The sequence below is a fragment of the Streptomyces sp. XY006 genome, from assembly GCF_002237655.1.
GTDB classification, from domain to species: domain Bacteria; phylum Actinomycetota; class Actinomycetes; order Streptomycetales; family Streptomycetaceae; genus Streptomyces; species Streptomyces levis.
This window is the reverse complement of record NZ_NOKT01000017.1, coordinates 95,542-116,010: the sequence shown is the minus strand read 5'-3', so window position 1 is coordinate 116,010 and position 20,469 is coordinate 95,542. Positions and strand designations below refer to the sequence as shown.

Annotated in this window: 15 protein-coding genes; 4 read left to right on the top strand and 11 right to left on the bottom strand. The window is 73.0% G+C overall.

The window, feature by feature from the left end:
* Window positions 1-128: 128 nt before the first annotated feature.
* Genes CHR28_RS20915 through CHR28_RS20910 form a run of 3 tightly spaced genes read left to right on the top strand, consistent with a single transcriptional unit; the run spans window position 129 to window position 3,479 of the window.
* Complete coding sequence (locus CHR28_RS20915) at window positions 129-1,958, top strand: glycosyltransferase (protein WP_094055195.1); 1,830 nt, start codon at window positions 129-131, stop codon at window positions 1,956-1,958.
* Window positions 1,955-2,650, top strand: a complete 696-nt coding sequence (locus tag CHR28_RS37825) for a hypothetical protein (protein ID WP_179272505.1) — start codon at window positions 1,955-1,957, stop codon at window positions 2,648-2,650. The genes CHR28_RS20915 and CHR28_RS37825 overlap by 4 nt, the downstream gene beginning before the upstream one ends.
* Window positions 2,651-2,654: 4 nt before the next feature.
* Complete coding sequence (locus CHR28_RS20910; RefSeq protein ID WP_179272504.1) at window positions 2,655-3,479, top strand: glycoside hydrolase family 16 protein; 825 nt, start codon at window positions 2,655-2,657, stop codon at window positions 3,477-3,479.
* Window positions 3,480-3,506: 27 nt separating this feature from the next.
* Here CHR28_RS20910 and CHR28_RS20905 read toward each other — a convergent pair whose 3' ends face one another.
* The 5 genes from CHR28_RS20905 to CHR28_RS20885 are packed head-to-tail and all read right to left on the bottom strand — an operon-like array spanning window position 3,507 to window position 8,795.
* On the bottom strand, window positions 3,507-4,328 hold the full coding sequence (locus CHR28_RS20905) for a polysaccharide deacetylase family protein (RefSeq protein WP_094055193.1): 822 nt from the start codon (window positions 4,326-4,328) through the stop codon (window positions 3,507-3,509).
* Window positions 4,325-5,314, bottom strand: a complete 990-nt coding sequence (locus CHR28_RS20900) for a glycosyltransferase family 2 protein (protein WP_094055192.1) — start codon at window positions 5,312-5,314, stop codon at window positions 4,325-4,327. Before CHR28_RS20900 ends, CHR28_RS20905 begins: the two co-directional genes overlap by 4 nt.
* Window positions 5,311-6,681, bottom strand: a complete 1,371-nt coding sequence (locus CHR28_RS20895) for a lipopolysaccharide biosynthesis protein (RefSeq protein ID WP_094055191.1) — start codon at window positions 6,679-6,681, stop codon at window positions 5,311-5,313. Before CHR28_RS20895 ends, CHR28_RS20900 begins: the two co-directional genes overlap by 4 nt.
* 9 nt (window positions 6,682-6,690) lie before the next feature.
* Window positions 6,691-7,971, bottom strand: coding sequence for a glycosyltransferase (locus CHR28_RS20890; protein ID WP_094055190.1), 1,281 nt, complete (start codon window positions 7,969-7,971; stop codon window positions 6,691-6,693).
* Window positions 7,968-8,795, bottom strand: coding sequence for a glycosyltransferase family 2 protein (locus CHR28_RS20885; RefSeq protein ID WP_256984321.1), 828 nt, complete (start codon window positions 8,793-8,795; stop codon window positions 7,968-7,970). The genes CHR28_RS20890 and CHR28_RS20885 overlap by 4 nt, the downstream gene beginning before the upstream one ends.
* A gap of 200 nt (window positions 8,796-8,995) precedes the next feature.
* On the opposite strand from CHR28_RS20885, the gene CHR28_RS20880 reads away from it, so the two are divergent.
* Window positions 8,996-10,804, top strand: a complete 1,809-nt coding sequence (locus tag CHR28_RS20880; RefSeq protein ID WP_094055189.1) for a glycoside hydrolase family 15 protein — start codon at window positions 8,996-8,998, stop codon at window positions 10,802-10,804.
* A gap of 36 nt (window positions 10,805-10,840) precedes the next feature.
* Here CHR28_RS20880 and CHR28_RS20875 read toward each other — a convergent pair whose 3' ends face one another.
* From CHR28_RS20875 to iolB, 6 genes are all read right to left on the bottom strand, one after another.
* Window positions 10,841-13,957, bottom strand: coding sequence for an EAL domain-containing protein (locus tag CHR28_RS20875; protein ID WP_094055188.1), 3,117 nt, complete (start codon window positions 13,955-13,957; stop codon window positions 10,841-10,843).
* Between the two features lie 175 nt (window positions 13,958-14,132).
* A complete protein-coding gene (gene galE / locus CHR28_RS20870) occupies window positions 14,133-15,233 on the bottom strand; it encodes a UDP-glucose 4-epimerase GalE (protein WP_094055187.1) in 1,101 nt (366 codons plus the stop codon).
* Window positions 15,234-15,316: 83 nt separating this feature from the next.
* Complete coding sequence (locus CHR28_RS20865; protein WP_094055186.1) at window positions 15,317-16,108, bottom strand: GntR family transcriptional regulator; 792 nt, start codon at window positions 16,106-16,108, stop codon at window positions 15,317-15,319.
* Between the two features lie 22 nt (window positions 16,109-16,130).
* A complete protein-coding gene (locus CHR28_RS20860) occupies window positions 16,131-17,624 on the bottom strand; it encodes a CoA-acylating methylmalonate-semialdehyde dehydrogenase (RefSeq protein ID WP_094055185.1) in 1,494 nt (497 codons plus the stop codon).
* Between the two features lie 69 nt (window positions 17,625-17,693).
* Window positions 17,694-19,565, bottom strand: a complete 1,872-nt coding sequence (gene iolD / locus CHR28_RS20855) for a 3D-(3,5/4)-trihydroxycyclohexane-1,2-dione acylhydrolase (decyclizing) (protein ID WP_094055184.1) — start codon at window positions 19,563-19,565, stop codon at window positions 17,694-17,696.
* A complete protein-coding gene (iolB, locus tag CHR28_RS20850) occupies window positions 19,562-20,455 on the bottom strand; it encodes a 5-deoxy-glucuronate isomerase (RefSeq protein ID WP_094055183.1) in 894 nt (297 codons plus the stop codon). The genes iolD and iolB overlap by 4 nt, the downstream gene beginning before the upstream one ends.
* Window positions 20,456-20,469: the final 14 nt, after the last annotated feature.

The window sequence follows — 20,469 nt, the reverse complement described above, 5'->3', positions numbered from 1 at the left end:
GTAACGTAATTTTTAGCACTTATGCCGCAGGTCGGTCGGTTTGGATCACTGGTGTGCCGATGCCGGCAAGCGGCGCGATCGGCGCTCCCGGGCCTGGTCGTCGCACCCGCTGTGCGGAGGGCATCTCCATGGGCAAGCGTTCGCCGCTGACGACGAGTCAGTGGGCGCCGCGTGTCACCGGCGAGACGCGGCGCTCCGGTGATACGCAGCCGGCGGCACCGTCCGGCGGGCGCACCACCGCAACCCAATGGGTGGCGCGGGCCGCCCTGCCCGTCGCGCTCGCCCTGTGGCTGCTGTCCCTGCGCCACGTGAACCTGAACGCCATGACCGACCTGGGCCTGCTCCAGGTCCTGCCGGTGCTCTTCTGGGTCGCGCTCGGCCTGCTCGCCGCCGGTTTCTGTGTGGCCCTGTCCGACCGGCGGACCCGGGGCGGCTGGTTCGCCGCCTACGTCATCGGTCTCATCGCGATCCTGCACGCCACACCGGCCCTGCTGTACCCGACGCTCCGCTACGGCTGGGCGTGGAAGCACGTCGCGGTCGTCGACGCCATGATCCGCAACGGCGGCAGCGTGCCCGGTGCGCCGCAACTCGACGTCTACGACCAGTGGCCGGGCTTCTTCCACCTCAACGCGCTGGTGGTGCAGGCCACCGGCCTGGAGTCGTCCCTCGGCTACGCCGTGTGGGCCCCGCCCGTCAACAACGTCCTGCTGCTCGCGCCGCTCCTGCTGATCTACCGGGCCGTGACCACCGACCGCAGACTCGTCTGGGGAGCGGTCTGGATCTTCTACTCCTGCTCGTGGGTGGGGCAGGACTACTTCGCCCCCCAGGCGTTCGCGTTCCTGCTCTTCGTCACGCTGATCGCGCTGGTGACGGGGCAGTTGCGGGCCGCGGCGGAGCAGCCGCCGGGCTCGCGGGCCAGGGCGTGGCCCGTCGGCCGGTACCTGGCCGTCGTGCTGATCATGGCGGTGATCGTCTGCTCGCACCCGCTGACCCCGCTGATGATGGTCAGCGCCCTGGTCGCGCTGTCGCTGCCGCGCCGCAACCGGCGGGTGCTGCTGCCGGTCCTGGGCGCCGGGGCGCTGCTCACCCTGGTCTGGGACGCCACGGTGGCCCGTCCGTTCGTCTCCGCCAACCTGAGCGAGTTCGTGGGCGCGCTGCTGAAGCCGGACTCCAACGTGGTCTCGGGGCTGGCGGCACTGGGCACCGCGGCCCCCGGGCAGGTGGTGGTGTCCTGGGTCGACCGGGGTCTGTCCGCCGCGGTGTTCCTGCTGGCGGCCCTGGCGTTCGTCATGCGGCGCTGGACCCGCCGCACCGGCATGGCGTTGCTCGTCCTCGCCCCGATGCCGGTCCTGATCGCGAACTCCTACGGCGGCGAGATGATCTTCCGCGCGTATCTGTTCGCACTGCCCGCCGCCGCCTTCCTCATCTCCGCACTGTTGTTCGAGTTCCGTCGGCGTCCACGGCTGCGGGTGCTCCTGGTCGCCCCCCTGCTGCTGGTGATGCTCGGCGGGCTGCTGTTCGGCTACTACGGCAAGGAGTCGGCCAACCAGTTCACCAAGGACGAGGTGGCCGCGACCCATTTCGTCACGGCCACCACGCCCCCCGGGTCCCTGATCGTCTCCCTCACCTCGGACGTGCCCGGCCTGGAGATGAACTACGACAGACATCCGCGGATCCAGCTCAACGAACAGGAATTCGCGGTACGGCAGCGGCTGGTGAACGACCCGATCGAGGGGATGGAGCCGTTCATCGACGGTGCCACCGTCCGTGAACCCGCCTACATCGTGCTCAGCCGCGCGCAGGCCGCCGAGTGCTACCTCAACGGCACCCTTCCCGCCGACACCATGCGGCGGATGGACACCGCGATGGCGAACACCCCGGGGTTCGTGAAGGTGTTCGGCAACCAGGACGCCGTGGTCTACCGCTACCAGAACCCCGACGCGAAGGAGGCACCATGAGCACGCCTCCCATGGGCGTCCCGGCGCGCTGGAGATGGCCGCTGCGCCTCGCGCTCGCCCTGTCCGGCTGGCTCGCGCTCGCCGCGACCCTGGCCCTGCCGGACGCGGGCGTACCGCGTCTGCTGATCGTGTGCGTGTTCCTGCTGCTGTGCCCGGGGGCCGCCGCCACGCGATGGACCAGGCCGACACCCTGGCACGACCGGGGCTGGCCGTCCGTCGTGGAGACCGTGTTCCTTGCCGTGCTGCTCAGTCTGTGCCTGGCGGTCCTGGCGGTGGAGCCGTACTACCTCAGCGGTTCCTTCACCACCACACGCGTGCTGGTCACGCTGGCGGCCATGACGTCGGTGCTGGCCCTGCTGCCCGCACCGGGCCGCCGCCGGCCCCCGGCAGAACGTGCCGGACCGGACGGCAGGCCGCCGGAACCTCTCGCCCGGCCCGGTCCCACGACGGACACCGGTCACGCTCCGGACGTCACGGCCCGTTCGGCATCGGGCGGACGACCCGGCGCTGCGCACAAGCCGGACCGGCCCGGGGGCCCGCTGTTCTCCGGGTTCGAGTCCTCGACGGCCGGCCTGTGCTTCCCCGCTCTCGCCACGGCCCCCGGACTCGGGCCGCTGTGGCGCTCGCTCTCCGGCATCACTTCCGCCGTCCGCCGCCTCACCGCCGCCCTCGCGGCCGGGAAACGGCGGTAGCCCCGTGCCGGCGCGACGGCTGGCAGCCGCCCTGACCGCTCTGGCGACGACGCTGGTGCTGGCCGCGGGGTGCGGCGCCACCGACGCGGAGCCGCCCCCCAGGCCGCGGCCCGTGCCGCAGGACTGGAACCTCACGTTCAGCGACGAGTTCGACGGCTCCGAACTCGACACGGACCGCTGGGCGACCTGTTACGACTGGAACGACGACGGCTGCACCAACAGCGGCAACGACGAGAAGCAGTGGTACCTGCCCGGTCAGGTCTCCGTCGGCGACGGGCGGCTGCGCCTGAGCGCCGAGCGGCGCTCCACCCGCGGCAGCGACGACCGGACCTACCCGTGGCGGTCCGGCATGATCTCGACGGGCCGGGACGACTGGTACGGCGAACCCCGGCACGTGTTCACGTACGGATACTTCGAGGCGTCCGTCCGCATCCCCGCCCAGGAGGGGATGTTCCCCGCGTTCTGGATGATGCCGGCGTCCAGGTTCACACCGCCCGAGCTGGACATCATGGAGTTCCTCGAGCGCACCGACCGGGTCATGATGTACGTGCACTGGCGCAGTCCGGAGGGCGACCAGCGGGCGCGGGGCATGTTCGGGCCCGTCCCGTTCCCGGAGCGACATCACGTCTTCGCCATGCTTTGGACCTCCGACGAGGTGAGCTGGTACGTCGACGGTGTCCGCAGGTTCCGCGTGACCGAGCCCGAGCGGATCCCGCACGTGCCCATGGAAATTCTGATCAACCTGGCCGTGGGAGTGCCCGGGTCCCCGCCCGCGTCGGTCGACTCCGCCGTGATGACGGTGGACTGGGTGCGCGTCTGGCAGCAGTAGGGCCGGCCCCTGCCGAGGCCGGGCCGGTCAACGGGAGGGCGTCAGCGCCGCATAGGGGTGGTCGAGGCCGGCCCGCAGTCGCCGGTAGCCGCGCCAGGCCCTGGTCCGGGCCCCTTCGGGGAAGGGCGCCACCGGTGCGCCCGTCCCCTGCGCCCAGGCCAGGAAGCGGCCCCGCGAGGTGTCGGCGCGCACCATCAGCCGGGCGATGCGCAGCACTTCGTCCGCGACGGAGCTGAAGCCGTACCGGACGGCGGTCGCCGAGGTCCAGCCCGCTTCCTCCACCAGGTGACGGACCACGCGGTCGCTGTAGCCGTGGGGATAGGCGAAGGCGTCCACGGGGTGCCCGAGGGCGTCCTCCAGCCGGGCCTTGCAGCCCTCGATCTCCTCCCGGGCGGCCCGCCGGGGCAGGGCGTCCAGCTGCGGATGGGTCCGGGTGTGACCGCCGATCTCGACGCACGCGTCCAGCTCCCGCACCTGACGCCAGGTCAGCATCGGGGCGGGCGGGAGGAGACTGCCGTGCTCCGGTGACCGGGACGCTCCGCCCAGCGCGCCCGTGGTGACATACAGGGTCGCGGGCAGGCCCCGGGCGGCGAGCAGCGGCGCCACGGTGGCGTGGAAGTCGGCGAACCCGTCGTCGAAGGTGAGCACGGCCGACCGGGCCGGCAGCGGCGGACCGCCGCGCAGCGCGTCGACCAGGCGCCGCAACGGGACGACGATGAGACCGCGGTCCTCGATGAGGCCGAGCTGCTCGGCGAAGACCCGCGGGCTCACCGTGAACGGGGCGATCCACGAGGGCGGGTCCGCCGACACGGAGTGGTACACGAAGACGGGGACGGGCTGATACGTCATGCCGGGCTCCCCTGCACGGGCCCGAGGGAGGGCGGTTCGGCCGGACGGCGGGGAGAGCGGACGGCGGAGCGCCGGGCGCGCACCGAACCCACGGCGTACCCCAGGAAGGTGGCACCCACGCCGAGAGCCAGGGCGAGGGCGGTACGGGCCGGGGCGGGCCGGCCCGGGTGCAGAGCCTCCCGGAAGGCGCGCGGGAGGGTCGAGGTGAGGTAGACCCGCTCGCTGGACAGGGCGGCGGAGCCGTCGCCGTAGCGGGCCACCAGGGCCTTGGAGAGCCCCTCGGCGTAGCAGCGCGCCCGGAAGTAGGACCAGGTGGCGCGTGCGGCGGGGACCCGGTGCCGGACGGCGGCCGAGGGGTCGTGGAGCAGGACGGCGCCCGGGCGGCGGGAGGTGATGCGCAGGCACAGTTCCGTCTCCTCGCAGCCCAGGGGCCGCGCCCCCACCCGTCCCAGGTCCGTCCGGAAGCCACCGGCCGCGCGGAGCGCGTCCTTGCGGAACGACATGTTCGCCCCGATGAAGTTCCTTACCGGCGCGGGCTCTTCGGGCAGCCCGCGGTACGAGCAGCCGACCACCCAGTCGAACTCCGGGGGGAACCAGGCGGGTCGCTCCGTCTCCCACCACGGGACGACGAGCCCGCCCACCCCGACGACATCGGGGTCGCGGTAGTCGTTCAGCAGGCGTTCCGTCCAGGACGGGTGAGCGGCCGCGTCGTCGTCGAGGAAGGCCACCACGTCCCCGGAGGCCGCCTCGACGCCGGTGTTCCGGGCGCCGGACAGGCCTTTGCGCCGCTGGTTGGGCAGCACCCGGACACCGTGCAGCATGCGGTCGGCCAGCCGCTGCAGTTCGGGGCAGTGGTCGACGACCAGCACGATGTCCTCGGGTGGACGGCGCTGGGACTGGACGGAGACCAGGGCGGCCTGCAGATCCTCCCAGCGGTCGACCGTGTAGGCGCACACGACGACCGAGAGGCTCGGTGCGGAGTTCATGACGTTCTCCCGGAGGTCATGCCCGTGCTCCCGGGGGCGGCGACCAGCCAGCGGGACCGCCGGACGAGCAGGGGCGTGGCGATCAGGCACTCCGCCGCCAGCCAGGCGACACCGGCGCCCGTCACCCCGAGCACCGGCAGCAGCAGCTGGACCAGCCCGAGGACCAGCACGCACAGGGCGATCTGGAGCCCGACCACCAGGCGCATGCGGCGCTGGGCCCGCAGCACGTCCACGGCCACGCTGAACACCAGGTTGGGCAGGGCGGCGAGGGCCAGCAGCCGCAGCGGGGTCGTGCCGTGCTCGGCGTAGCCGGGCCCGAACAGCTCCAGGATCCACGGAGCGCCCGCGACGATCACGGCGACACCGGCGGCCAGCATCATCCCGGAGTGGCGCAGCACCCGCAGCCCGTGCTCCGCCAGCCGTTCGGGGCGGCGCACCACCTCGACCACCAGCGAGCTGCCCATGTTGCGCACCACCAGGAACAGCACGTAGCCGATGATCCAGGCGAGTGAGAAGTAGGCGCTCTGCTCCGCTCCGAGGGCGTTCAGCACCATCAGGGGCACGAGCGTGTACGCGGCCATGCGGAACAGGCTGCCCGTGTAGTCGGCCGCCGCGTAGCTCAGCAGCCGCGGCGGACGCACGGCGTCGGGGTTCTCCCGCTCGTGGCGCGGCACCGCCCGCCGCAGCAGGAGGTAGTTGGCGACGAGGAGGGAGACGAGCAGGGCTCCCGCCCAGGAGAGCAGGATCCCGGTCCGCAGGGCGAGGAAGGCACCGCCCGCCAGGAGCAGGATCTTGACGAAGGCGAAGACCATGTTCTCGGCCACGACCCAGCCGGGCCGGCGCATCGCCGTCAACGCCCCGTCCTGCAGGACGAAGATGGTGTACGCGGCGGTCGCCGCCACGAACCAGACGGCGACCAGGGGGTCCCGCAGGAACGCCAGTTCCGGTGAGATGGCGGGCACGAGGAGCACGAAGACGAGGCAGACCAGGGCGCTCCACGAGGCGGTCACCGCGTAGCAGGTGAGCAGCAGCTTCCGGGTCTGCCGGCCGGAGCAGGGCAGGAACCGGATCAGGAAGTCGTTCAGGTTGAGCTGGCCGATGTTGGCCAGGAGCAGGGACGCGGACAGGGCGGAGTAGCTCACGCCCACGACCTCGTCGTCGTACCAGTGGGTGGCGAACAGCCAGAAGACCGCGCCGACTCCCGCGTTGACCAGCGAACTGATCGCCAGCAGATGGCCGTTGCGCACCAGGGGCTCGCTGGGCAGGACGCGGGCGACGCCGGTGCGCACCACCGTGGTCAGCGACCGTCCCCGAGCGGGCGTACCCGTGTCCTCGGTCCGGTCGACCGGCTCCTGGGCCGTGTACACGCTCACTCCTCAGTGCCGGCTGCCGCGGTTTCGGCGGCGGCTGCGCAGATAGCCGACCGGCCCGTACAGCAGCCCGCGCAGCTCCAGCAGGGCGAGCCGGCGGGACCGCGCGGTGTCCGTCTCCGCCTCGGCCTTGCGGCGCGCCTGGGCCAGGGCGTACCGGATGCCCAGCGGCAGCCTGCGCAGCAGGGCCGGAATCATCCGGGGTTCGTTCACCAGGGCGCCGGTGAGGTACGCGCCGAGCCCGGCTCCGTAGCCGAACGCCTGCGCGCGCAGGGCGTCCTGGGTGCGGCGGTGGCGGTGCCAGACGAGCGCGTCCGGCTGGTAGGCCAGTGCCTGACCCGCGGTCAGCACCCGGAAGAAGGCGAGCAGGTCGTCCCCGCCGCGGGCCGGGGTCCCGGTGCCCGTGGCCGGATCGAAGCCGCCCAGTGCCCGCAGGGTGGCGACCCGGAAGGCCATGTTGGTACCCGAGCCGCAGCGTCCCGTGGTGAAGGGGAACAGCGGGTCCCGCGGCGGGTGGCGCAGCGACCAGACGCGGGGCGTGTACCCCTTGGCGAAGCCGCCGTGCTGTTCCAGGGCCGCCTGGGCCGCCGTCTCCAGTTCGGCCGGGACGATGAGGCCGGTCACGCAGCCGATGCCGGGGTCCCGGGCGAAGCCTTCCGCCAGCGCTGCGAGCCAGCCCGGGTCGACCAGGGTGTCGTCGTCCGTGAAAGCGGCGATCCCGCCGCGGGCGGCGGCCAGTCCCCGGTTGTGCGCGTGCGCCAGGCCCGCCACCGGCTCCCGTACGTAGCGGACCCGTCCGCCGTAGGCGTCCCGGACCAGCCGCTCGGCCGCGTCGTCGCCCGGGGCGTTGTCCACGACGATCACTTCAAAGTCCGGGTACTCCACCCGCAGCAGGGAGTCCAGGCACGCGCCGAGCATCTCGGGCCGGTCGTGCGTCGCGACGACCACGCTGATGGACGGCGAGGCCGGCGCGACCGCCCGGGCGGCGGGGAAGGCGGCACGGGGCAGCGGGAACCGCCGCCGGGCCGTGTCCGCCACCGTCCGCCACAGCTCCTCGGGGGTGGTGCCGTCGGCCGCGCCGACCAGGCCCACGGGCCGGCCGCGCAGTCGCACCAGGGCCAGCACCGGCGCGGTGGGGTGAATCGGCCCCATCCCTCCGGGCGGACGGAACTCGCAGGGCCGCGTCAGGTCCATGTCGACGACCCGGACCGGCGCGTACGCCACCGCCGCAGGGCCGCTGTCCGCCGCCGTGCGAGGGGCGGCCGGGGCCCCGCGGGTGACACTCATGCCGGGCTCCGCCGGGCCGGCGCGGCTGACCGGGCCCCGGGCCGCTCGGAGAGGAGGGTGCGCAGCACCCGTCGGCCGTCGGATATCGCGTGCAGGTTGGAATGCCCGCTGCGCCGCGGCAGTTCGAGGCTCGGGACCTCGGCGATGCGCAGGCCCGAGCGCAGGGCGTGGGCGATCATCTCGGTCTCGATCTCGAAGCCGGACGAGTGCAGGTCGAGGTCGTCGAGGAAGTCGCGGCGGAAGGCGCAGAACCCGTAGCACAGGTCCGTCAGCTTCGCGTCGTAGAGGTGGTTGACGGCGGCCAGGAGCACCAGGTTGCCGAGCCTGCGGATGGGGGTGATGTCGAGCGAGCCGCCGCCGGCGATGAACCTGGAGCCCTTGACGAAGTCGAAGCCGTTGTCGAGGAAGTGCAGGTAGTGCGGAATCTCCCCGGGCAGCATGCTGCCGTCCGCGTCGATCATCACGATGTAGTCGCCGGTCGCGGAGAGGAAGCCGGTGCGCAGAGCGTTCCCCTTGCCCGGGCCGCTCTGCTCGACGTGGCGGACCGTCGGCAGGCACCGGGTCGCCATGTGCACCGTGGAGTCGACGGAGTCCCCGTCGACCAGGATGACCTCGTCGACGCAGTCCGGGATCTGTTCGAAGACCCAGGGGATGTTGCGTGCTTCATTGCGGGCCGGGACGACCAGACTCACCGTCGCCCGGGGCGGGGGGCGGTCCCCGGCCCGGCGCAGGGGATGGGCGGCCCGGCCCGGGGACGCGGAGCCGTCGCCGTCGGTCTGCGTGACGAAGGAGGGGTGCTCGGGCGGGTGATGCTTGATCTTCATGATGCCGGTGTCCTCCGGTGGAGCGTCTCCGGAGAGAAGACGCCATATATTTACGGCGTATACGTACATATTGCCCGATTTGCTCCCCAGGTCAAGAGGTAGGCGTTCTCCGGTGTTCTCCCTGGCCGGGGCCCTGTCTCGAACGCGGTGACCGGCGTAGGCTGGAAGCGGCAAAGTGCACGACGGCGTAGCCCGCGATCATGAATGCACCCATCGAGGATTACGCCCTCATCAGTGATCTGGAGACGGCCGCCATGGTCGGCCGGGACGGGTCGGTCGACTGGCTCTGCTTGCCCCGCTTCGACTCCCCGGCCTGTCTGGCGGCCCTGCTGGGCGGGCAGGACAACGGACGCTGGCGTCTCGCCCCGGTCTCCGGCGGCACCTGCGCGCGCCGCTCCTACCGTGCCGACACGCTGGTCATGGACTCCCTGTGGCGGACCCCCACCGGAACCGCGCGCGTCATCGACTTCATGCCGCCCCGTGCCGACGTGCCCTGCATCGTCCGCCTGGTCGAGGGCGTGTCGGGCACGGTGGACCTGCGCAGTGAACTGCGGCTCCGCTTCCACCAGGGCCGGGTCGTGCCCTGGGTCCGGGACGTCGGCCACTGCACCGTCGCGGTCGCCGGCCCGGACGCTGTCTGGCTCGGCAGCGACGGCCCGGTGCGGGACCGGGGCGACGAGGACGCCACCGTCTGGGAGTTCACCGTCACCGCCGGGCGCCGGCTGGCCCTCACCCTGGGGTGGACGCCCTCCCACCGGCCCGCGCCCCCCTCGCCCCTGTCCGTCCCCGCGGAGACCGCCCTGAAGGAGACCGTCGACTTCTGGCGCCGCTGGGCCGGGAAGTGCCGCTACCAGGGGCCGTGGCGGGAGGCCGTGGTGCGGTCCCTCATCACGCTCAAGGCCCTCACGTACGCCCCGACGGGCGCCATCGTCGCCGCGCCCACCACCTCGCTGCCCGGCACCATCGGCGGCGCGTCCAACTGGGACTCCCGGTTCTGCTGGCTGCGCGACTCCACCCGGACCCTGTCGTGCCTGCTGCGCAGCGGCTACCGGGACGAGGCCACCGCCTGGCTCGACTGGCTCGTGCGCACCGTCGCCGGCGACCCCGCCGACCTGCAGTCCGTCTACGGCGTGAAGGGCCAGCGGCTGCTGCCGGAGACCGAGGCGCCCTGGCTGTCGGGCTACGAGGGCTCCCGGCCCGTGCGGTTCGGCACCTCGGTGGGCTTCTTCCAACTGGACGTGTACGGCGAGGTCATGGACACACTGTGGCTGTCCCTGCGCGCGGGGATCCCGATGCCGGCCCACGTCTGGGAACTGGTCGAGTCGCTCATGGGGTTCCTGCTGCGGCACTGGCGGGAACCGGACCAGGGGCTGTGGCAGGTGAGCGGCCCGCGCCGCCAGTTCGTCCACTCCAAGGTCATGGTGTGGGTGGCCGCCGACCGCGCCGTGCGCATGGGCGAACTGCTCGGACGCAACGGCTCCTCGGGACAGTGGCGGGCGATGCGCGACGAGGTGCACCGGCAGGTGTGCCGGGAGGGCTGGGACACCGCCCAGCGGTCCTTCGTGCAGTCCTACGGCGCCCCCGGCCTGGACTCCTCGGCACTGCTCATCCCCCGGGTCGGCTTCCTGCCGGGCCGAGACGAGCGGGTGCGCGGCACGGTACGGGCCCTGGGCCGGCTCGGGCACGGCGGATTCCTCCGGCGCTACGACGGGGACGGGGGACCGGACCGAGCGGACGGCGCCGAGGGCGCGTTCGTCTCCTGCTCGCTGTGGTACGCCGACGCGCTCGCCGCCACGGGACACAGGCAACAGGCCCGGGACGCCTTCGAACGGGTCCTCGCCGTCCGCAACGACGTCGGGCTGCTGTCCGAGCAGTGGGACCCGCACGCCGGTCGCCAACTGGGCAACGCACCAAAGGCGTTCAGCCATGTCGCCCTGGTGGAGACGGCGTTCGGCCTGTCGTCAGCGTCCGCGTGGAGCCGACGCGGTCCGGAAGCCGCCCGGTGGTGACGCCGCACCGGGCCGGTCGTCCACGGCTCCTCCGGCTCACGTCCCGTCCAGCCGGCCCGCCGTCCCGCGGCCCACGTTGCGCTGCCGCAGCACGGCCTCGGCCTGCTCCAGCGTCATCGGCCGGGCGAACAGGAACCCCTGCCCGTACCGGCACCCGAGGTCCGCCAGCAGCGCGCGCTGCGGCTCCTCCTCGATGCCCTCGGCGATCACCTGCAGGCCCAGTGTGTCGGCGAGATGGACGATGCCCTCGACCAGTGCGACCTGCCGGGAGTCCCGCGGTATGCCGTCGATGAACGACTTGTCGATCTTCAGTACGTCGATCGGGAAGTCGCGGAGATAGCGCAGCGAGGAGAAACCGGTGCCGAAGTCGTCCACCGCGATGCGCACCTGACGGTCCTTCAGCGCCCGTAGCTGCGCGTCGATCTGCCCGGTGCGCCGCATGAGCACCGACTCGGTGAGTTCCAGCTGCAGGGTGCCCGCGGCGAGGCCGGTGGCGTCCAGGGCCGTGTGCACCACGTCAAGGAAGCTGGTGTCCCGCCACTGCCGGGCGGACACGTTGACACTGAGGTACGGCGGGTCGAGCCCCGCCGTGCGCTGCTGGAGCCGGGCGAGGTCGGCCGTCGCCCTGCGCAGCACCCAGGCGCCCAGCGCCGAGATGTGCCCGGTCTCCTCGGCGAGCGGGATGAACTGCCCCGGGGGCACCGGATCGGGGCCGAGTTCCGGCCAGCGCACCAGGGCCTCGAAGCCCACGACCTCGCCGCGCGCGATGTCCACCACCGGCTGATAGCGCACGCCGAACTGCTCCTTGCTGACAGCCCTGTCGAGCCGGACCTGCAGGTCGTGGCGCTCCACCACCCGCATCCGCTGCTGGGGCCGGAACCGGCGCCAGGTGCGCTTGCCGGACGTCTTGGCCGCGTACAGGGCCAGATCGGCGAGCGCCAGCAGACCCCCGGCGTTCGTGCTGTCCTCCACCGTGGCCACGCCCACACTGGCCGAGACGCTCACCGTCTCCACGTCCAGATGGAAGGGCCGGCTCAGCGTCCGGACCACGTGGTCGGCCAGCAGCTCCGCGTCGAGGGGCCGCCGCGCCGCCTCCATCAGCACGGCGAACTCGTCGCCGCCGAGGCGCGCCGCAGTGTCGGTGCGGCTCAACGCCCCCGACAGCCGCTCGGCCACCGCGCACAGCAGCCGGTCGCCGACCGAGTGGCCGAGCGTGTCGTTGACGATCTTGAAGTCGTCCAGGTCGATGAAGAGCAGACAGGTCGTCGTCGACTCCCGGTGGCCCCGGCGCAGCGCCCGTTCGGTCCGCTCCAGCAGCAGGGCCCGGTTGGGCAGGCCGGTCAGGGGGTCGTGGAAGGCTCTGCGGATCAGTTCCCGCTCCAGCTGCCGCTGCTCGGTGACGTCCCGCAGGGTGACGACCAGGCCGCCCACGGTGGGGTCCCGGCGCAGATCGCGGCAGCGCACCTCCACCTCGACGGGGTCAGCGTCCCGGAGTACCCGCCAATTGTCGTGCGCCTCCCGCGGACCGTCGTGCAGCACGGCGTTCAGGGTCGCCTCGACCCGCTCCCGCTCCCGGGGGTCCACCAGGTCCGGCAGCCGCAGGCCGGTGAGCTCGGCGCTGCCGAACACGCTCGGGGCGGACGGACTGGCGTAACGGACGGTGGTGTCGTCGTCGACGATCAGGATGATGTCCGCGGCGTTGTGCACGAGTGTGCGGAAGTACGCCTCGTTCTCCTTGCGGATGACCTCCCGCCGCAGGGCGATGCGCTCCGTGGCGAGCCCGGCGTGGGAGGCGAGCAGTTCCAGGGAACCGCGCATCTCGCTGAGCCGCCGTTCCGAGCCCGCCGCCAGCAGGGCGCCCGGGAGCTCGCTGCTGGCGGGCCGCTCGGGCTGGACCATGGGGCACAGCAGGGCCGTCGGCAGATCGCCGAGCCGGGCGGCGATCTCGGGCCCCAGCGCGTCGACCGGAACCATGACGGTGCGGCCCCGGGCCGCCTCGGCCGACCCGTGGCGCGTGGCGCCGGGACGCTCGGCCCAGGCGGGACAGCGCGCCAGACGCGCGTACAGGTCCCGGGCCTCCGCGGCCGACAGCAGCAGGGTCAGGTGCGGGCCCGGCGGCCTGAACAGGGCGGTGACCGCCTCGTCGCAGACCCGCTCGATCTCCGCCGGCCAGACCGTGCCCACCAGGGACGCCGCCGCGGTGCGCAGGGCCAGCTCCCGCGCCATGGCGCGGCGGTGCGCGACGACCATCAGGGTGAGCCGCAGGATCACCAGCAGGAACAGCACGCCGGAGAACGCGGCCAGCACGGTCGCGTCGTACGCCAGGCCCAGGCTCTCCTCGTGGACCAGGATCGCGGGCGGGATCAGGGTGGCGGCGGCGAGCAGCAGCAGCCGGTGCCGGGGCGGCAGCAACGACGGCGGCCGGGGCTCCCGGACGTCCGGCCGGGCCATGGACGGGTGCAGCGCGGCGAGCCCCCAGGCCGTGTAGAACACGATCCGGCCCGCGTCCGGCAGGGCGCCCGGCTGCCAGGCGCCGTTCAGCTGCAGCAGGCTGTGGGCGATGTCGAAGCCGAGCAGCGCCAGGGTGCCCAGGACGAGCAGTTGCACGGAGCGGCTCGGGCCGGCCGCGCGGTCCCGGAACAGCAGCGGGACCAGCAGGGCCAGCATCAGGACGTCCGCGATCGGATAGGCGATGCTGAGCACGCGCTGCGGCAGGCTCAGCCCCTCGGCCCGGGCCAGCGGCTGCATCAGGTACACCCACACCGGCAGGGCCAGCCCGGCCGTGATGACCACGGTGTCGAGCAGCCCCGGCAGGTCACGGGCCCTCCAGCGGTAGTGCGCCAGCCCCCACAGCCCCACGCCGAACAGGAGGTAGGCCACGGACGAGCAGACGTCCGCCGGGGAGGGGAACGCGCCCGACGCGGGGAAGTGCATCTCCCGGGCGTGGGAGTAGGTCTCGCCCGCGGCGAGGACCGGCATCCCGGCGGCGAGCAGCAGCCACGGCCGCCGGTGCGCGGGCCGGTGGACGCGCACACCGACGACCACGGCGGCCGCTCCCGTCAGCGCGATGACGGCCCACAACGGAGTGCGCAGCACCGGATCGCTCAGGGCGACGGCGGCGAGCACGCCGACCGCCGCGAGATGTGCCCCCATCAGCCGGCGGGCCGGCCACACGGCCGGGCCCGCTGAGCGGGGCGCCGGTACGGCGGGCGCCGCACCGCGTCCAGGTGCGGCGCGCCCGAACGGGGAGAACCGGCGGGGGGCCGGGCCCCTGCGCCGGTCGGGGCGCGCCGCACGGGTGGCGCGGAAGGCCGGGGGCGGCACGGCGCTACCCCTTCGTCTCCGGCCGCCGCGCGGCGTCCACGTACCCCTGCGGGTTGAGCCGCTGGAACCGCCAGGCGTCCCGGCAGACGTCGGTCAGGTTCCGGGTGGGATGCCATCCCCAGGCACGTTCCACGGCCGAGGCGTCGGCGACCAGCTCGGCGACGTCCCCGGGGCGGCGGTCCGCGACGTCGTACGGAATGGGCCTGCCACAGGCCCGGGAGAAGGTGTCGACGACGTCCAGGACCGAGCTGCCCGTGCCCGCACCGAGGTTGTACACCCGCATGCCCGGCCCGTCGGCCAGGTGGTCCAGGGCCATGCGGTGCGCCTCGACGGCGTCCATGACGTGCAGATAGTCCCGGACTCCGGTGCCGTCGCGGGTCGGGTAGTCGCCGCCGTAGACCGAGAGCCTGTCGCGCCGGCCGACGGCCACCTGTGCCAGGTAGGGCAACAGGTTCTCCGGGGTGTCACGCGGGTCCTCACCGAGGAGTCCGCTCGGGTGGGCCCCGGCCGGGACGGGGTAGCGCAGGCACAGCACCCTGTAGTCGGGATGGCGGCGGCACACCTCCGCGAACATCTCCTCGCAGATCCACTTCGAGGACGCGTAGGGCGTGCCGGGCCGGACCGGGGTGGTCTCGTCGTGCGGGCCGCTCCCGGCGTCGCCGTAGACCCAGCAGGAGGAGGCGTAGACCAGCCGGTGCACCCCGTGCTCGTGCATGATCCGCAGCAGGGCGGTGGTGCCGCCGACGTTGGTGTCGTAGTACGTGGCGGGCATCCGTGTCGACAAGCCCCCCGCCTTGTGCGAGGCAAAGTGCACGACGGCGTCCACGGAGTGTCGGTCGAAGACGGCCGAGAGGGCGTGCCGATCACGGATGTCCAGTTCGTAGACGGCGCCGACGAAGCGGCCGGCGATCCGTTCCACCCGGGCGAAGACGTGCGGGGTGCTGTTGGCGTAGTTGTCGACCACGATCACCTCGTAGCCGTGGTCCAGCAGCTCCACGCAGGTGTGACTGCCCATGAAACCGGCGCCGCCGGTGACGAGGACGGTCGAGGGTGCCCAGGGGGAACCGGCTCCTCGAGCGGTCGGCGACTGGTTCCTGCGGGCCATGCCAGACTCCCGCTTCGGATGCGTCCGGGCACCGTATGTTTACGGCGTATATGTACGACTTTGTACCCGAGGCCGGGGTCGGGTCAAGGTCTCACCAGCAACTGGAAGCCGAAGGTGTACCGCGACCCGGGGTAGATGTGCGTTCCGTACTCCACCGCTCGCCCCGTGTCGTCGTACGCCGTCCGCTCCATCGTGAGCAGCGCCGCCCCCTCCCGTTCCTCCAGGCGGGCCGCCTCCTCCCGGGTCGCCGCGCGGGCGCCGACCGTCTGGCGGGCGCTGTGCAGGGTGATGCCCGCCGCGCGCATCATCCGGTACAGGCCCGTCGACTCCAGCCGGGCGTCGTCGAGGGCCAGCAGGGACACCGGCAGGTGATTGCGGAGCAGCGCCACCGGACGCCCGTGGGTGCGGCGCAGGCGCTCCAGGGCGGCGACCTCGGCGCCCTCGGGCACGCCGAGCGCCGCCGCCACCTCGCCGGAGGCCGGGACGACCTCGTTGCGCACGACCTGCGTGGTCGGTCCCTGCCCGGCCGCCTCCAGGTCGTCGTAGAGGCTGCTCAGCTCCAGGGGGCGTCGGACGCGGCTGTGCACCACCTGGGTGCCCACCCCGCGCCGCCGGACCAGCAGCCCCTTGTCGACGAGGGACTGGAGGGCCTGGCGGACGGTGGGGCGGGACAGCCCGAGGCGGACGGAGAGGTCCACCTCGTTGCCCAGCAGGTCGCCCGGGGCGAGGGAGCCGTGCTCGATCGCCGCCTGGAGCTGCTGCGCGAGCTGGTGGTACAGCGGCACGGGACTGCCCCGGTCCAGGGCGAAGTCCAGCGCGGCCAGCGCGGGGGCGGCCGCCGCGCGGGCCCGGGCACGGTCACCGGTCTTCGCCATCGACCGAACCCCCCTTCCGGCGTCAGGAGTTGCTCGGGAAACCGAGGTTGATGCCGCCGTCGGACGGGTCCGGCCAGCGGGTGGTGACGACCTTGCCCTGGGTGTAGAAGGCGATGCCGTCGTTGCCGTAGATGTGCAGGTCGCCGAAGAGGGAGTCCTTCCAGCCGCCGAAGGAGTGGTAGCCGACGGGCACCGGGATCGGCACGTTGACGCCGACCATGCCGGCCTTGACCTCCAGCTGGAAGCGGCGGGCCGCGCCGCCGTCCCGGGTGAAGATCGCGGTGCCGTTGCCCCAGCGGGAGGCGTTGATCAGCCGGATCGCGTCGTCGTAGGTCGCGGCGCGGACCACGCACAGCACCGGGCCGAAGATCTCGTCCCGGTAGGCGTCCGCCGTCAGCGGCACCCGGTCCAGCAGGGACACGCCGAGGAAGAAGCCGTCCTCGTGGCCGTCCACCGTCAGGCCCGTGCCGTCGACGACGACCTCGGCGCCCTGCTCGGCGGCCGACGCCACGTAGGAGGCCACCTTGTCGCGGTGCTCGCGGGTGATCAGCGGGCCCATCTCCGACGCCGGGTCGGTGCCCGGGCCGATCCGCAGGGCCCTGGCCCGTTCGGCGATCTTCGCCACCAGCTCGTCGCCCGTGTCGCCGACCGCGACCACCACCGACACGGCCATGCAGCGCTCGCCCGCCGAGCCGTACGCCGCGTTGATCGCCTGGTCGGCGGCGAGGTCGAGGTCGGCGTCGGGCAGCACCAGCATGTGGTTCTTGGCCCCGCCGAGGGCCTGGACGCGCTTGCCGTGCTCGACGGCCTTGAGCTGGATGTACTTCGCGATGGGGGTCGAACCGACGAAGGAGACCGCTTCGACGTCCGGGTGCTCCAGGATGCGGTCCACGGCCGTCTTGTCGCCCTGCACGATGTTCAGCACACCGTCCGGCAGGCCCGCCTCGGCGGCCAGTTCGGCCAGCCGCAGGGAGGCCGACGGGTCCTTCTCCGAGGGCTTGAGCACGAACGTGTTGCCGCAGGCGATGGCGATGGGGAACATCCACATCGGCACCATCGCCGGGAAGTTGAACGGCGTGATGCCCGCGACCACGCCCAGCGGCTGGCGGATCGAGGCGACGTCGACCCGGGAGGACACCTGGGTGGACAGCTCGCCCTTCAGCTGGACCGAGATGCCACAGGCCAGCTCCACGATCTCCATGCCGCGCGCGACCTCGCCGAGCGCGTCGGAGTGCACCTTGCCGTGCTCGGCGGTGATCAGTGCGGCGATCTCGTCGCGGTGGGCGTCCAGCAGCTCGCGGTACTTGAACAGGACCGCGGTGCGCTTGGCCAGAGAGGACTGGCCCCAGCTGTCGAAGGCGGCCTTGGCGGAGGCGACCGCGGCGTCCACCTCCTCGACGGTCGCGAAGCCGACCTGCTTCTCCTGGGCGCCGGTGGCCGGGTCGTAGACGGGGCCGAAGCGGCCGGAGGTGGACTCGACGGGCTTGCCGTCGATCCAGTGCGTGAGGGTCTTCATGGTGCGTAAGGGCCTTTCGGGGAGCCTGGGTTCAGGGGGAGGAGGGCGAGGAGGGAGAGGAGGGCGGGATCAGAGGTGGCGGCGGCGGCCGGCCACCTGGTGGTCGTAGCGCTCGCGGGCCTCGACGGCGGCCTCGCGGGAGGCGGTCTCGGCGACCGGCACGTCCCACCAGGCCTCGGCCGGGGGAGCGGTCGGGGCCGGGTCGGTCTCGACGTAGACGCAGGTCGGCCGCGTGGAGGCGAGGGCCGCCGCCAGGGCCTCGCGCAGCTCGCCCACCGTCTTGGCGCGCAGCACCTCCATGCCGAGGCTCGCGGCGTTGGCGGCCAGGTCGACGGGGAGCGGTGCGCCGGTGAAGGTGCCGTCGGCCGCCCGGAAGCGGTAGGCCGTGCCGAAGCGCTCGCCGCCGACCGACTCGGACAGGCCGCCGATGGAGGCGTAGCCGTGGTTCTGGATGAGGACGATGTTGAGCGGCAGGCCCTCCTGGACGGCCGTGACGATCTCCGTCGGCATCATCAGATAGGTGCCGTCGCCGACCAGCGCCCACACCGGCGTGCCCGGGGCGGCCTGCTGGACGCCGATGCCGGCCGGGATCTCGTAGCCCATGCAGGAGTAGCCGTACTCCAGGTGGTACTGGCGCGGGCCGCGCGAGCGCCACAGCTTGTGCAGGTCGCCGGGGAGCGAACCGGCCGCGTTGATCACCACGTCGTCGTCGCCCACGACGGCGTCCAGCGCGCCGAGCACCTGTGTCTGGGTCGGGACGGCGCTGTCGTCGCCGGCGCGGTAGGCGGCCTCGACGACCTCGTCCCAGCGGGCCTTGCCCGCCCGGTACCCGGCGACGTACTCCTCGCTCACGCGGTGGCCGGTGAGCGCCTCCCGCAGCAGGTCGAGTCCCGTCCGCGCGTCGCAGACCAGTGTGCGCGCCGCCAGCTTGTGCGCGTCGAAGCCGGTGATGTTGAGGTTGAGGAACCGCACGTCCGGGTGCTGGAAGAGGGTGCCGGAGGCGGTGGTGAAGTCGGTGTAGCGGGTGCCGACGCCGATCACGAGGTCGGCGGTGCGGGCCAGTTCGTCCGCCGGGGCCGTGCCGGTGTGGCCGATGCCGCCGAGGTCGGCGGGGTGGTCGTGGCGCAGGGAGCCCTTGCCCGCCTGCGTGGAGGCGACCGGGATGCCCGTGGCCTCCACGAACGCCCGCAGCGCCGCCTCGGCCTCGCTGTGGTGGACGCCGCCGCCCGCCACGATCAGCGGCCGTTCGGCCGACCGGATCGCCTCGACGGCGGCGGCCAGTTCCACCGGGTCGGGCGCGGGACGCCGTACGGTCCAGACGCGCTCGGCGAAGAACTCCTCCGGCCAGTCGTACGCCTCCGCCTGCACGTCCTGGGGCAGGGCCAGCGTCACCGCTCCCGTCTCGGCCGGGTCGGCCAGGACGCGCATCGCCTGCAGCGCCGAGGGGATCAGCGCCTCGGGGCGGGTGATCCGGTCGAAATAGCGCGAGACCGGGCGCAGGGTGTCGTTGACGGACACGTCGGCCTCGACCGGGTGCTCCAGCTGCTGCAGCAGCGGGTCGGCGGAGTGCGAGGCGAAGTAGTCGCCGGGCAGGAGCAGCACCGGGAGGCGGTTGATGGTCGCGAGCGCGGCGCCGGTGACCAGGTTGGTGGCGCCCGGGCCGATGGATGTCGTCACCGCCTGCGCGGACAGGCGGTTGAGCTGGCGGGCGTAGCCGACCGCCGCGTGCACCATGGACTGCTCGTTGCGGCCCTGGTGGAACGGCATCACGTCGGCGTACTCGACGAGCGCCTGGCCGACTCCGGCGACGTTGCCATGGCCGAAGATGCCCCAGGTCCCGGCGATCAGCCGGCGGCGCACGCCGTCCCGCTCGGTGTACTGGGCGGACAGGAACCGCACCAGGGCCTGGGCGGTCGTGAGGCGGCGGGTGCGGGCGCTCATCGGGAAGTCTCCGGGGCGGTGTAGAGGGGCAGCCGGGGATCGGCCGGCTGGTCCGGCCAGGTGTCGCGGACCCAGGCGTGGTCGGGGTGGTCGCAGATCAGCCAGGCGCGCTCGTCCTCCGGGCCCGCCATGACGTTGAGGTAGTACATGTGGTGGCCGGGCGTGGCCATCGACGGCCCGTGCCAGCCGTCCGGGATGAGGACGACGTCCCCGTCGCGGACCTCGGCCAGCACGTCGGTGTCGCGGCCGGGGCCGGAGGGGGTCACGCGCTGGTAGCCGAGGCCGGGCACGCCGTCGTGGCCGGCGAACTCGAAGTAGTAGATCTCCTCCAGCACGGACTCCTCGCCCGGCCGGTGCTCGTCGTGCTTGTGCGGCGGGAAGGACGACCAGTTGCCGCCCGGGGTGATCACCTCGACCGCGATGAGCTTGTCGCACTCGAAGACCCCGGCCGCGCCGAAGTTGTTGACCTGCCGCGAGCAGTTCCCGGTGCCGCGCAGTTCCACGGGCACCTCGGAGGCCGGGCCGTAGCGGGCGGGCAGGCGGCGCGAGCAGCGCGCGCCGGTGAGCGCGAACCGGCCCCCGGCCGCGGACGTCACGGTCGCGCGGGCGTCGCGCGGCACATAGGCGAAGTCGCTCACCGCGCTGAACACGTCGGGGCGGCCGTGCAGCTCGAAGGTCTCCCGGCCGAAATCGTCGGCGCACGCGACCGTGCAGGCGCCGCTCAGCGGGACGACGATCCACTCGCTGTCACCGGTGTCGAAGCTGTGGGAGCCGCCCGGCGGCAGCTGAAGCACCCGCAGGCTCGAGTGGCTCCAGCCGGCCTTCTCGGGCGTGACGTCGACGGCGTAGGGGCCGTCGAGCGCCTGGCCGGCGGGAAGGTGGTACGTCATGGCATCCTCCGGGA